General features: G+C 67.9%; 10 protein-coding genes. 4 read left to right on the plus strand and 6 right to left on the minus strand.

The window, feature by feature from the left end; translation table 11 throughout:
* The 5 genes from HWN72_RS18120 to HWN72_RS18140 form a co-directional block, all read right to left on the minus strand.
* A partial coding sequence (locus tag HWN72_RS18120; protein ID WP_211150925.1) for a TolC family protein occupies nucleotides 1–850 on the minus strand: 850 nt, incomplete at its 3' end.
* The gene (locus tag HWN72_RS18125) at nucleotides 847–3,948 is read right to left on the minus strand and encodes an efflux RND transporter permease subunit (RefSeq protein ID WP_036530351.1); all 3,102 of its coding nucleotides are present in this window, start codon (nucleotides 3,946–3,948) and stop codon (nucleotides 847–849) included. The genes HWN72_RS18125 and HWN72_RS18120, both read right to left, overlap by 4 nt.
* Nucleotides 3,948–4,928, minus strand: coding sequence for an efflux RND transporter periplasmic adaptor subunit (locus HWN72_RS18130; RefSeq protein ID WP_036530349.1), 981 nt, complete (start codon nucleotides 4,926–4,928; stop codon nucleotides 3,948–3,950). The genes HWN72_RS18125 and HWN72_RS18130 overlap by 1 nt, the downstream gene beginning before the upstream one ends.
* 98 nt (nucleotides 4,929–5,026) lie before the next feature.
* Nucleotides 5,027–5,446, minus strand: coding sequence for a hypothetical protein (locus HWN72_RS18135; protein ID WP_036530345.1), 420 nt, complete (start codon nucleotides 5,444–5,446; stop codon nucleotides 5,027–5,029).
* Between the two features lie 26 nt (nucleotides 5,447–5,472).
* Complete coding sequence (locus HWN72_RS18140) at nucleotides 5,473–7,668, minus strand: TonB-dependent siderophore receptor (protein WP_036530341.1); 2,196 nt, start codon at nucleotides 7,666–7,668, stop codon at nucleotides 5,473–5,475.
* Between the two features lie 190 nt (nucleotides 7,669–7,858).
* Here HWN72_RS18140 and HWN72_RS18145 point away from each other — a divergent pair, with 190 nt between their 5' ends.
* Together HWN72_RS18145 and HWN72_RS18150 are read left to right on the plus strand one after the other, a co-directional pair.
* Nucleotides 7,859–8,539 carry a response regulator transcription factor gene (locus tag HWN72_RS18145; protein ID WP_008830046.1) on the plus strand — a complete coding sequence of 227 codons (681 nt, stop codon included), beginning with the start codon at nucleotides 7,859–7,861 and terminating at the stop codon, nucleotides 8,537–8,539.
* Complete coding sequence (locus HWN72_RS18150; protein WP_036530338.1) at nucleotides 8,532–9,962, plus strand: HAMP domain-containing sensor histidine kinase; 1,431 nt, start codon at nucleotides 8,532–8,534, stop codon at nucleotides 9,960–9,962. The genes HWN72_RS18145 and HWN72_RS18150 overlap by 8 nt, the downstream gene beginning before the upstream one ends.
* Nucleotides 9,963–9,972: 10 nt before the next feature.
* Here the strand turns inward: HWN72_RS18150 and HWN72_RS18155 are convergent, their stop codons facing one another.
* Entirely contained in the window at nucleotides 9,973–10,866 is an 894-nt protein-coding gene (locus tag HWN72_RS18155) for a LysR family transcriptional regulator (protein ID WP_248006103.1), read from the minus strand.
* A 115-nt stretch (nucleotides 10,867–10,981) separates the two neighbouring features.
* On the opposite strand from HWN72_RS18155, the gene HWN72_RS18160 reads away from it, so the two are divergent.
* Nucleotides 10,982–11,914, plus strand: coding sequence for an alpha/beta fold hydrolase (locus tag HWN72_RS18160; RefSeq protein ID WP_036530332.1), 933 nt, complete (start codon nucleotides 10,982–10,984; stop codon nucleotides 11,912–11,914).
* A gap of 53 nt (nucleotides 11,915–11,967) precedes the next feature.
* Nucleotides 11,968–12,681: an SDR family oxidoreductase gene (gene bdcA / locus HWN72_RS18165; RefSeq protein ID WP_036530329.1), complete on the plus strand. Its 714-nt coding sequence runs from the start codon at nucleotides 11,968–11,970 to the stop codon at nucleotides 12,679–12,681.
* Nucleotides 12,682–12,791: the final 110 nt, after the last annotated feature.

The following is a 12,791-nucleotide window of genomic DNA, read 5'->3' on the forward strand; positions in this document are numbered from 1 at the left end:
GGCGCAGCAGCAGCGCGGTGCCGTCGCCCACGGGCAGTGCACCCTTGAGGCGCGGCGCAGCCTCGCAGCCCAGCGCGAACCCGCGCGCCTCCGCCGGGGGACGCCCCTGCAGCGTGGCGATACGGTAGAGCGCGTTCAGCCGCTGCGCCTCGAAAGGCGCGACCGCCGCGCGCGACGATGCCGACAACGCGGTGACTTGCGAGACTTCCAGCGGCGAGACCTCGCCTGCGGCCAACTGCTCCTTCACCAGCGCCACCGAGCGATCCTGCGCGGCGGCGACCGACTTGGCCTCGGTAATGGCGCGGGAGGCAGCACAGAATTCGACATAGGCCTGTACGGTATCGGCAACCACCGCCACCCGCACGCCGTCGAGCGCAGCGGCCTGCGCTTCGGCATCGGCGCGCGCGGCGAGTGCCCCGGAGCGCAGGCGGCCAAACAGGTCGATGTCCCAGCTGGCGGTCGCGGCGATGTCCCAGTCGCTGGCGGAGACCGAGGCGGCGCTCGGCTGGTTGCTGGGATTGTCCAGCGTCAGCGCACTTTCCACCGTGGTCGTCGGCAAGCGCGCCGCCTGCGCCTGCCGCAAGGCCGCGCGGGCGCCGTCGAGGTTGGCGTAGGCGACGCGCAAGTCGGCGTTGGCGGCAAGGCTGGCCATGACGAGCGCGTCGAGCTGCGGGTCGTCGTAGAGCCGCCACCAGTCTTCCGGCACCGGCTCTATCGAGGCGACCGGAAGCGCCGCGAAAGCGCCGCCCGCAGCGGGCGGAACCACGGTCTTCGGAGGCGTCCCCGCACCCATGCAGGCCGACAGGGCAAGCGCCAGCAGCGGCGCGGCGAGCGAAATGCGGCGCGTCATGCCAGGACCTCCTGAGCCTGAGCGGGCGGCGTGCGCTTCTCCTCGCCGTAGCGCGCATAGAGCGCGGGCATCAGGAACAGGTTGAGCACGGTGGAGGACAGCAGGCCGCCGAGGATGACGATGGCCATCGGGTGCTCGATCTCGTGCCCCGGGGCATTCCCCGCGACGATCAGCGGCACCAGCGCCAGCCCAGCGCAGGCCGCCGTCATCAGGATGGGCACCAGCCGCTCCTCCGCCCCGCGCAGGACGAGGTCGCGGCCGAACGCCATCCCCTCTTCGCGTTCGAGATGGCGGTAGTGCGAGAGCAGCATGATCCCGTTGCGCGCGGCGATGCCGATCACAGTGACGAAGCCCACCAGCGAGCCGAGCGAGAGCACCCCGCCCGTCAGCGCCACCGCAACGACCCCGCCGACCAGCGCGAACGGCAGGCTCACGCCCACCAGCGCGGTGATCCGGCGCGAGCGGAACTCGATCCACACCAGCAGCAGCACGCCCATCAGGCACAGCGCCCCGGTGGTCCAGAGCCGCTGGCGCGACTCCTTTAGCGCGGCATATTCGCCCAGCACTTCGGGGTGATAACCGCTGGCGAAGCGCACTTTGGCGACGGCCGCCTCGACCCCGCGCGCCACCGTGCCGAGATCCGCACCCGACACGTTGAGCGTCACGTCGAGCCGGCGCTGGCCGTTCTCGCGCTTCACTTCGTTGGGCGCGGGCACCACTTCGACATCGGCGATGTCGGCGAGGCGTACCGGGGCACCGGCCGGCGACTGGATCATCAGATCGCGCAGGGCGTGGATATTGCCGCGCACTGCGGGCTCGCCCCATAGCGCGACGTCGAAGGCGCGCTGGTCGCGGTAGATCTCGCCGACCTTCTGCTGGGCCACCAGCGTCTGCGCCTGACGGCGCACTTCGCCCGCCGTCAGGCCGAACCGCCCCAGATCCTCGGGACGCGGGCGGATGCGCAGCTGGGCGACCAGCACCTGGCTCTCCAGCTTGAGGTCCGCCACGCCGGGAATACCCGAAACCGCATCGCGCACGCGCTGCCCGGCGGCGCGCAGTTCCTCCTGCTCGGGGCCGTAGATGCGCACCACCACGGTGGCACCGGCGCCGGTCAACACTTCCTTGATGCGTTCGCGCAAGTACGTCAGCACATCGCGGAACAGGCCGGGGTAGCCGTCGACCACTTCCTTGATCTTCGCGACCGAGCCGTCGTAGTCGGCCTTTTCGTCGAGGCTGATCCACAGTTCGGTGAAGTTCGGGCCGACGACCTCGTCCGCCTGCTCGGCGCGGCCGATGTGCGCGCCGAAATTGCGCACGCCGGGGATCGAGCGCAGTTCCTTCGACGCGCGGATGGTTATGCGGTCCATCGCCTCGATCGAGGTGCCCGGCTTCTCGACGAAGTGCATCAGGAAATCGGTTTCGCGAAAGTCGGGCAGGAACTGGTCCTTGAAGGTCATGTAACCCAGCCCTGAAAGCAGCAGGCCGCCCGCCACCACGCCGATCGCCGCCCTGGGGCGCACCACCGCGCGGGGCAGGATGCGGGCGTAGCGGCCCTTGAGCCAGCCGACGAAGCGGGTGTCGCGCTCCTCGGTCAACGGCGCGCGGGGCAGCAGCAACAGGCACATCGCGGGGGTCACCGTCAGCGCCACCAGCAGCGAGGCCCCGATCGCCAGCACGTAAGCGATCGCCAGCGGCTGGAAGAACGTCCCCGCCAGCCCGCCGAGGAAGAAGATCGGCAGGAACACCAGCATCACGATGAGCGAGGCAAAGACCACTGCCGAGCGCACTTCCAGCGAGGCGGCGAGGACCACCTCGAAAGCCGATTTCCGATGCTCCGCCTCGCGGTTGAGGCGCAGGCGGCGAGCGATGTTCTCGACGTCGATGATGGCATCGTCCACCACTTCGCCCAGCGCGATGACGAGGCCCGCGATCACCATGACGTTGATCGTCGCCCCGCTCCACAGCAGCACCAGACCGGCACCGAGCAGCGACAGGGGAATCGCCGTCAGGCTGATGACCGCCTGCCGCCAGTCGCGCGTGAACAGGAACAGCACCGCCGCCACCAGCGCGCAGCCGATCAGCAGGGCGCGGGTCAGGTTGTCGATCGAGCGCTCGATGAAGGTGGCCGGGCGGAAGATCGTGGTATCGATCTTCACGTCGGTCAGGCCCGGCTTCAGCTCGGCGATGGCGGCCTCGACCGCGCGGGTCATCTCGAGCGTGTTGGCGGTCGGCTGCTTCTCGACGATCAGCATGATGCCGGGCACGTCGTCGATGATCGCGTTGCCGATCGGCGGCGCATGGCCGTCGATCACGCGGGCGACGTCGGACAGGCGGACGGGAGCGTTGCCGGACTGCCTGACGATCGCCTGACCCAGCTGGGCGGCGTCCTGCACCATGCCCGCCTGCTGCACGGCGATGCGCTGGTTGGGGGTATCGACGAAGCCGCCCCCGCCCACCAGCACCGCATCGCCCGTAGCGGCGCGCACTTCGGTAAGGGTCACGCCCGAGGCGCGCAGGCGGTCGGGATCGACGAGCACCTGCAACTGCCGGTCGCGCTGGCCCCAGACCGCCACGTTGGCGACGCCGGGCACGGCCATCAGCCGGGGGCGGATCGTCCAGCGCACCAGTTCGGACAGCTTCATCTGGTCGAGTTTGGTGGAGGTCAGCCCGATCTTCATCGCGCGGCTGGTCGAGGACAGCGGCGGCATCAGCACCGGCTGGCGCGCGGCCAGCGGCAGGCGCGCCTGCACTTGCGCGATGCGCTCGCCGACGATCTGCCTTGCACGCATGACGTCGGTGCCGCGATCGAACAGGATCTGGACGGAGGACAGGCCGAGCACCGACTTGGAGCGCAGCGTCATCAGGTCCGGCACTCCGTTCACCGCCGTCTCGATCGGCACGGTGACGAGGCTTTCGACTTCCTCGGTGGACAGGCCGGGCGACTCGGTCTGGATCTCGACCATCGGCGGGGCGAACTCGGGGAACACGTCGAGCGGGACATCGCGCCCGGCGCGGATGCCGAGGACCACCAGCAGCGCCGCAAGGGCGAGCACGAGGACGCGCTGGACCAGCGCGAAGCGAACGAGACCGGCCAGCATCAGTGCGCCGCCCCGAACTCGGTGCCGAAGAGCTCCGCGGTGCCGACGGTCACGACCAGCGCCCCGGCCTTGAGCCCCCGCGCGAGCAGCGCCTGGCCGCCGCTTTCCGAGGCGACCTCCACGCGCTGGCGCACGAAAGCATCGGCACCGGTCTTCCGGTAGACCCATTCGCCGCCGTAGATGTCACGCACGATGGCCGAGGACGGGACCGATAGGCCCTGCGTGCGCCCGGCCAGAGGCAGTTCGACCGCGACGCGCTGACCGACGCGCAAGGCGCGGTCGCCGTTGTTCACGGCATAATAGAGATCGACGGTGCCCGCCACGCTGTCGGCGGAGGGCGGCGCCTGGACCGGGCGTGCACTCCTGCCTTCTCCGTTCCCGCCGAGCGGGTGGATCATGGCCTCGCTCCCGCGCAGCACCGCGCCAACGTCACTGGCGAAGACCGATGCGCGAACCCAGAGCGTCGATTGGGTGCCCAGCGTCGCGACCGCCGGGCCGAGCAGCCTGCGCTGCTGGCGCGCGGCGCCGAGCGCGGCCTGCGCGGCGGCATGGGCGGCAGCGGCCTCGTCACGGGCGCGCACGCTTCCGGCTTCCTCACGCACGAGGGCCTCGGCGCGGGTCAGGGCAATGCGGGCGAGCCGGGCCTGTGCCTCGGTGCGCGCCACTTCGCCGTCGGCCACCGCCTGCTGCGATCCGACCTGCTGCAGGTTGGTGAGCGAGTTGACGGGCACGCCGCCCGCGCTCGTCGGCGGCACCACGATCTCGCCGGTCACCTGCCGCGTCTGCGCGGCCGAACCGCCGCCCACCGTCGTGGTCTTGATGCCGAGGCGCTGCTGGGCCTTGGGCGTCAGGGTGAGTTTGAGCAGTTCGGCTTCGTTCGCGATCAGCTCCGCATGGGCGGGCGGCGTGGATGGCTTGGATGCCGTTTGACCGCAGGCGGACACGGCGAGCGGCAGGATCAGGAGAGCAAGATGGCGCATGCCCAAGGCGCTAGCAGACGCACATTGGGCGATTCTGGAGGCAACCATACAAAATCCCAATGTTCGAAAGGACGATGATCAAGGCTGGTCGCCGCTCCTCAGTGCAGATGATCCTGCGCGACTGTGGGCGCGGGCGCGTTCCTGCTGCGCCACGCACGCTTTCGCCGGGTCGAGCCGCCGGGAGATATCCGCGCGACGTTGCGATATTCGAGCCTGCCGCCATATCCGGCAAGACGCTCCGCCCCGCGTGCAAGATGGCGCAGCAGTTGCGGATCGAGATCCAGCGCCAATATCGCGCGCTGGCGCTGGAGCAGCGCCAGACAGCCGAGCAACGTCGCCTCGTCATCGCCCAGATAAGGGCAGTCGAGGGCGGAGATGACCATCCCCGCCCCCTTCGCCGCACGCGCAAGCCGGACGAAATCCCGGCAGTCGTCCGACCCGAGGCGTGCCGGTCGGCAGCCCCGGATCAGGTCGATCGCCAGTTTCTCGATCGGCGACAGTTTAGCGACGTGGATCATCGATCCAGACCGATCACGCTGCGGGCTCAGAAGCGCGCGTTGAGACCGACCTTGAACGCGGTCGGCGATCCCGGCGTCACGTTCGTGTTGCTGTGCGCGTAGATGAAGTAGCGCTTGTTGAAGACGTTCTCCACGTTGAGCTGGGCGCTGACCGTCTCGCTCAGGTTGTAATAGAGCGCGGCATCGACACGGGTATAGCCGGGCATCGAGACGAGGTTGTCGGTCGAGGCATAGCGCTTGCCCTGATAGATGACGCCGACGGCGGCGCCGAGTTGCTCGATCGGATCGAAACGGGTCCACAGCGAGGCGCTATGCTTGGGCATGTTGGGCAGGATGTTGCCGGCCTTCACCGTACCCGACACGTCATCGAGGAACGTGCCGTCCGAATAAGTATAGGCGCCTACCATGCTGACCTGCTTGGTGATGCTGCCTGCGACGGCGAGTTCCACACCCTTGGTGCGCTGGCGACCGACCGGCTCCTGGATGCCGTCGCCATCGACGTCGGCGAGCACATTGGTGCGGTCCAGCTGGAACACGGCGGCCGATACGTTGAAGGTGGGCAGGATGTCCCACTTCGCGCCCAGTTCGTAGTTCTGATACTTTTCCGGAGCGAGGTTCTGGTTGGTCGGCGACAGGCCGGTGAGCTGGTCACCGCCGCGCGGCAGGTACGTGCGTGAGTAGCTGGCGTAGATCGAGGCGTTCTCCACCGGCTTGAAGATCAGGCCCGCACGCGGCGACCACAGGTCGTCGGTGACCTTGAAGTCCTGGTTGTTGCGCAGGTTCGTGACCTTGGTGGTGAAGTGCTCGTAGCGCACGCCGACAACCACGTCGAACATCGGCGAGAGCGCGATCTGGTCCTGCACGTAGCCTGCGACGACTTCGGCGGTGCCGCGGTTCTGCGGGCTCGACGCGCTTTGCGCCCAGCGGATGTCGGGGCGGCTGATCGTGGGGTCGAGCAGCGTCGCATAGATCGTCGTCACGCCGCTGGCGTTGGACGCGGTGGGGAAGAAGGCTTCCTGACGCAGGTTCTCGGTCTTCTGGTGGCCGTATTCCGCCCCGACGAGCAGGGTGTGCTCGATCGCGCCGGTGGCGAACTGGGCGTTCAGGTCGGTCTGATTGATGAAATTCTTGCGATTGGTGAAGTTGTTGTAGCCCTGGATGCCGACGATGGTTCCTGCCGCATAGGTACCGGCGGGCAGGCCGGCCGGGTTGGTCATCGGCGCCGTGTTCACCGTCGTCGGGAAGACGTTCTGGTAGAACTTGTCGTAGTCGGCATAGCGGGTGCGGTTGCGGATCGAGACGGTATCGCTGAACTTGTGCTCGACGAACAGCGTCGCCGCGTCCGTATCGGTCCAGGTCGGGCTCTGGTCGGGGTCGCCGAAGAACTGGCCGCGCGGGGTGTGCAGCGGCTTGCCGAGGTAGGTGGAGACACCGCGGTCGGCAACGCGCTCATCCTTGAAGTGCTCGTAGCCGAGGGTCACGGTGGTGTCCGCGCCGAGCTTGAAGGTCGCCGTCGGGTTGAAGCCCCAGCGGTTGTAGTCGACACCGTCGCGGTAGCTCTCGCTGTTCTGGTACACGCCGGTCATGCGCACCGAAACCACCTCGCCCAGCGGCGTACCCAGGTCGAACTGGCCGCGCACGTGGTTGAAGCTGCCGCCCTCGACGCGGAACGAGCGGATGAGGTCGCCATTCGCGACCTTGGTGACGCGATTGATGACGCCGCCGACGCCGCCGCGCCCGAAGATCATCGCGTTGGAGCCCTTGAAGACCTCGAGCCGCTCGATGTTATAGAGATCGCGGTAGGTCTGGACGTCGTCGCGCACGCCATCGACGAAGAAGTCGCCGGTGGTGGAATTGCCGCGGATCACCAGCGTTTCGCGGTTGCCCTCGCCCTGCGCCGAGAAAATGCCCGGCACATAGCGGATGGCATCGCCGATGCTGTTCGAAGCCTGATCCTCGATCTGCTTCACCGAAACGACGTTGACCGTCTGCGGCACATCGATCAGCGGGGTATCGGTGCGCGTCGCGCTGGTCGAGCGGCTGACTTTGTAGGAAGTCTGCGCTTCCTTGTCGTCGATCGACGTCGCGGTGACGGTCGCGCCGCCGAGATTGGCCGGGGCTTCCTGCGCCTGCGCGGCCGCGCCGTGGCCGACGAGCGCAGCTGCCGTGGCGGCAAGCAGGGCATGGCGGCTGCGCGCATGCAGTGACGTGAAAGCAGGCATATTTCTGAATCCCCCTGATCGATCGAGCATAATTGCTAACGATAATGCGAGCTAATCGCACTTGCTGGGGCGGATACAGACGGGCATGGTGGTTCCCAAGATGCAAAACGCAACATTGGGAAGAAGTGTATTCTTCCCAATGTAATCCCAATGTTGGGAATTTGGCGAAAGTGGTGAGTTGTTTTCCGCGATGAACGTGCTGGTTCTTGAAGATGATCCGGAGCTTTCGAAGTATCTGGGCTCCGGCCTTGGCGAACTGGGCCACCATTCCCGCCTCGTCACATCGGGGCACGAGGCGCTCGATCTGCTTGCGGACGAGCAATTCGACGTCGCCGTGCTGGACCGGATGGTTCCCGGGCTCGACGGTCTTTCGGTGATGAAGCAGGCACGGGACGGCGGATGCCAGACGCCGATCCTGATGCTGACCGCGCTGGGCGGCATCGAGGACCGCGTCGAGGCGCTGGAAGGCGGCGCCGACGATTACCTGACCAAGCCGTTCGCCTTCGCCGAGTTCGCCGCGCGGCTGATCGCCCTGGCCCGCCGCCCGGCGCCCCAGACGCTTCAGCAAAACCTCGTCGTCGGCGACATCGAGATGAACCTCGCCCGGCGCACGGTGAGGCGCGCCGGATTGCCGATCGACCTCCAGCCGCGCGAGTTCAGCCTGCTGGAGCAGCTCATGCGCAGCCCCGACCGGGTCGTCACGCGCACCCTGCTGCTGGAGCGGATCTGGAACTTCGGCTTCGATCCGCAGACCAACATCGTCGAGACTCACATGAGCCGCCTGCGCACCAAGCTGAACCAGGGGTTCGCGCATAACGCCATCCGCACCGTGCGCGGATCGGGCTACATCATGAACCCGGCGGATGACTGAGCGATCCGGCAGGCGCCGACGCCTTTCCCTGCCGCGCACCATTCCCGGGCTCGTCCTCGTCGTCGCCGCGGCATCGGCGCTGATAACCGCCGCGCTCGGCGGCCTCACGTACTGGTTCGTCCATGAGGAGATCGAACGACAGATCGACCACCGGGTCGATATCGAGACCCGTGCCCTGCTGGAATACGAACGCGAGCACGGCTTCGATGCGCTGATCGAGGCGGTCCGCATCCGCGACCTCGCCAGCAAGCCCGGCACGGTGGGCTACCTCGACGACGAGCCGGGCGACGACGAGCGATCGATGGGTTACGCCGTGGTCGATGCGGCGGGACACAGGCGAGCGGGCCGCCTCGACGCCCGGATGCCGCCGCCGGGGTGGAGCGAGTTCGTGCCGTTCGTCCGGCCCGACGGGACACCGGCGATCGCCCAGGGCATCAACGCGCGCCTGTCGAACGGCGGCCGCCTGCTGGTAGCGGCGGACCGGACCATCGTGGATCGCATGGACTTCGTGCTGCTGCGCCTGTTCATCGCTGCCGTCGCGCTGCTCATGCTGGCGAGCGTGGGCACGACGCTTGCCTTCGGCGTCACCATCCGCCGCCGGCTGCGCGCGATGGAAAGCCGCGCCAGCGCGATCATGGCCGGCGACATGACCCAGCGCATGCCTGTTCATGGCGGGGCGGACGAACTCGACGGCCTTGCCACGGTGCTCAACCGCATGCTGGACCGGATTTCCACGCTGCTGTCGAATCTTCGCGAGGTGTCCAGCGGACTGGCCCATGACCTGCGCACGCCGCTGAGCCGCGTAAGCGCCAAGCTGGAGAAGGCTGCGGCGCTGGCGACCGACCCGGCGCAGCGCGATCTGCTGGACGCCGCCAGCGACGATACCGACGAACTGATCGGCCTTTTCGCCAGCCTGCTGGCGATCACAGAGATCGACGGGAAGCTGGTGCGCAAGCGCTTCGTGCCGGTCGATGTCGCCGATGCCGTCCGGGAGATCGCCGAAGCCCACCGCCCGTCGCTGGAAGACGCGGGCCTGAGGCTGGAACTGTCGATCGAGCCCGCGACGGTCCATGGTGACAAGGCGCTGATCCAGCGCATCGTGGCGAACCTTCTGGACAACGCCCTCGTCCACGCGCACCCGGGCAGGTCCGTAAGCGTCACGAGCCTGACCGAAGGCAGGGAAACCGTGATCAGGGTTGCCGACGATGGCCCCGGCGTCCCCCTGAAGGATCAACCGCGCATCTTCGAACGGCTGGTCCGTCTCGATACGAACCGCGGGAGCCCGGGACACGGCCTGGGATTGAGCATGGTGCAGGCCATCGCCGCCGCACACGACGGCACTGCGCGCATAGTCGCCGGGCCTCCGGGGATGGTGGTCGAGATCCGGTTGCCGGCGGGCGACGACGACGACGCAGAGGTGTGATCCAGCCTCGCTACCGGTCCCAGTACGCAGGCGTGCCGATCTCCTGCCGCAGCCACTCCGTCAGCGCCGCGAGCTTGGCCGAGGCACTGCGGTTGCGCGTGTAGGCGATGTAGAGTTCCGCACCCTCCGCTTCGGCGCCGACATCGACCTGGACCAGTGCACCGCTCGCCAGTTGCTCGTACGTGAAGAACGTCGGCAACAAAGCGATGCCGAGGCCCGCCAGCGCGGCATCGCGCATGACGATGCCGTTGTTCACGCGCAGGCAGGCGCGCGGCCGCAGGATGGTCTCGCCGTCGCCGGAACGGAAGCGCCAGTCGGCCGAGCGGTTGGAGTAGAGGATCGCGCAGGCCCGATCCAGTTCCTCCAGCGACGCGGGCGCGCCGTGCTTCTCCAGATAGGACGGCGCGGCGACGAGGACCCGGCGGCTCGACGCCAGCCGCTTCGCGATCAGGCGCGTATCCTGGATCGGGCCATGGCGGATCACCGCGTCGTAGCCGTCGGCGGCCACGTCTACGAACTTGTCGTCCAGATCCATGCTGAGTTCGATGGCCGGGTGGACCGCCAGGAACGCGTTCACCATCCGGCCAAGGTGCAGCGTGCCGAACCCGATCGGTCCGGCCAGACGCAGCGGCCCGGACAGGGATCCGCGCCGCTCCGCGATCTCGGCCTGCGCCTCTATCGTCTCGCGCATGATCCGGCGCGCCCGTTCGAGGAACAGCTCGCCTTCCCCGGTCAGGGACAGCTTGCGGGTGGTGCGCTGCATCAGGCTTGCGCCGAGCAGTCTTTCCAGTTCGGCCACGCGCTCACTGACCACCGACTTGGCAAAGCCGAGGCGGCGCGCCGCCTCGCTGATCGATCCCGCTTCGGCCACCGATACGAACGCGGCCACTCCTTCCAGCTTCATCATCGTTCGGCATTCCCGAAAGCCGGTTCCGGAATTTGGCGGCTAGTGCGCACGATGGCCTGAAATCATCTTGCCGTCGACAGCCCGCGACATGCGGGATGAAGGAGGCAGACAGATGTTCACTCGAATTATTGCAGCGGCCCTCGCCCTGGCCACCCCGCTCGGCATCGCCGCGACCCCGGCAAGCGCGCAAGTCGCGCCGTTTCCCGAAGGTTTCCGGACCGAGGAGATATCGACCAACGGCACCACGATCCACACCCGCATCGGCGGCAAGGGGCCGGCCGTCGTCCTGCTTCACGGCTATGGCGAAACCGGCGACATGTGGGCGCCGCTGGCGGCCGATCTCGCGCGCGATCACGTGGTCATCGTGCCCGACCTGCGCGGCATGGGCCTCTCGGCGAAGCCCGCCGGGGGCTATGACAAGAAGACGCAGGGGCAGGACATCGCCGGGCTGCTCGACGCGCTGAAGGTCGGCAAGACCGCCCTCGTCACGCACGACATCGGCAACATGGTGGGCTACGCCTTCGCCGCCCAGAACCGCGAGCGCGTCACCAGCTTCGTGCTGATGGACGCGCCGCTGCCCGGTGTCGGTCCCTGGGAGGAGATCCTAAAGAACCCGCTGCTGTGGCACTTCCGCTTCGGCGGCCCCGACATGGAGCGCCTCGTCGCCGGACGCGAACGGATCTACCTCGACCGGTTCTGGAACGAGTTCTCCGCCCGGCCCGAGCGCTTCAGCGAAGCCTCGCGCGTCCACTATGCCGCGCTCTACGCCCGGCCGGGGGCCATGCACGCGGGCTTCGCCCAGTTCGCCGCCTTCGACCAGGACGCGATCGACAACCGCGCCTTCGTGGCAGCGGGCAAGCTGGCGATGCCGGTGCTGGCGGTCGGCGGGGAGAAATCCTTCGGCCCGATGATGGCGACGGTCATGCGCTTCGCCGCCTCCGACGTGACCGAAGCCACCATCCCCGACGCCGGGCACTGGCTGATGGAGGAGCAGCCAAAGGCCACCGTCGCAGCCGTGCGCGGCTTCCTCGACACCCACAAGTAAGCGCCCCCGCGCCTCACGCACTACCCATCACAAGCACTACAGGAGCAGTACGAATGACCGACTTTTCAGGAAAGACAGCCCTCGTCATCGGCGGCAGCCGGGGCATCGGCGCCGCGATCGTAAAGCGCCTCGCCGCAGACGGCGCGGCCGTGACATTCTCCTACGCCGGGGCGACAGACGCCGCACAGGCGCTGGCCACCGAGACGGGCGCCAGCGCAGTCCGGTCGGACGCGGCCGATCGTGACGCGGTGATCGCCCTTGTCGCCGATGCCGGACCGATCGACATTCTCGTCGTCAATGCGGGCGTTCTCGTGTTCGGCGATCCGCTGGAGCAGGACGCCGACGTCATCGACCGCATGATCGACGTCAATGTCCGCGCCCCCTACCATGCTGCCGTGGAGGCCGCCCGGCGCATGCCGGACAATGGCAGGATCATCTTCATCGGATCGACCAACGGGGACCGCATTCCATTCACGGGCGGCGCGGCCTATTCGCTCACCAAATCCGCGATACAGGGGCTGACCCGGGGCCTCGCCCGCGATTTCGGCGGCAGGGGCATCACCGTCAACACCGTCCAGCCCGGTCCGACCGATACCGACATGAACCCCGGCGACGGGCCGATGAAGGACCTCATGCACGGCTTCATGGCGATCAAGCGCCACGGCCGCCCGGACGAGATCGCCGGGATGGTCGCCTATCTCGCCGGTCCGGAGGCCGGCATCGTGACCGGCGCGCTCCATACCATCGACGGCGGGTTCGGGGCGTGATGCCCGATACCTGCAAACTCCGCATCGGCGATCAGCGGGCCGTAGCGGGTCCGCGTGTCCAGATTGGTCAAGTCGTAGCGGCGGTTTTGCGGCATTGAACTTCGGTGGAA

Origin of the sequence: Novosphingobium sp. HR1a (assembly GCF_015594425.1) — a bacterium.
GTDB lineage: Bacteria > Pseudomonadota > Alphaproteobacteria > Sphingomonadales > Sphingomonadaceae > Novosphingobium > Novosphingobium resinovorum_A.

Bases quoted from the DNA above. Each gene is read 5' to 3' on its own strand.
- HWN72_RS18125 (WP_036530351.1), bottom strand. From the start codon at position 3,948: ATGCTGGCCGGTCTCGTTCGCTTCGCGCTGGTCCAGCGCGTCCTCGTG.
- HWN72_RS18130 (WP_036530349.1), bottom strand. From the start codon at position 4,928: ATGCGCCATCTTGCTCTCCTGATCCTGCCGCTCGCCGTGTCCGCCTGC.
- HWN72_RS18135 (WP_036530345.1), bottom strand. From the start codon at position 5,446: ATGATCCACGTCGCTAAACTGTCGCCGATCGAGAAACTGGCGATCGAC.
- HWN72_RS18140 (WP_036530341.1), bottom strand. From the start codon at position 7,668: ATGCCTGCTTTCACGTCACTGCATGCGCGCAGCCGCCATGCCCTGCTT.
- HWN72_RS18145 (WP_008830046.1), top strand. From the start codon at position 7,859: ATGAACGTGCTGGTTCTTGAAGATGATCCGGAGCTTTCGAAGTATCTG.
- HWN72_RS18150 (WP_036530338.1), top strand. From the start codon at position 8,532: ATGACTGAGCGATCCGGCAGGCGCCGACGCCTTTCCCTGCCGCGCACC.
- HWN72_RS18155 (WP_248006103.1), bottom strand. From the start codon at position 10,866: ATGAAGCTGGAAGGAGTGGCCGCGTTCGTATCGGTGGCCGAAGCGGGA.
- HWN72_RS18160 (WP_036530332.1), top strand. From the start codon at position 10,982: ATGTTCACTCGAATTATTGCAGCGGCCCTCGCCCTGGCCACCCCGCTC.
- bdcA (WP_036530329.1), top strand. From the start codon at position 11,968: ATGACCGACTTTTCAGGAAAGACAGCCCTCGTCATCGGCGGCAGCCGG.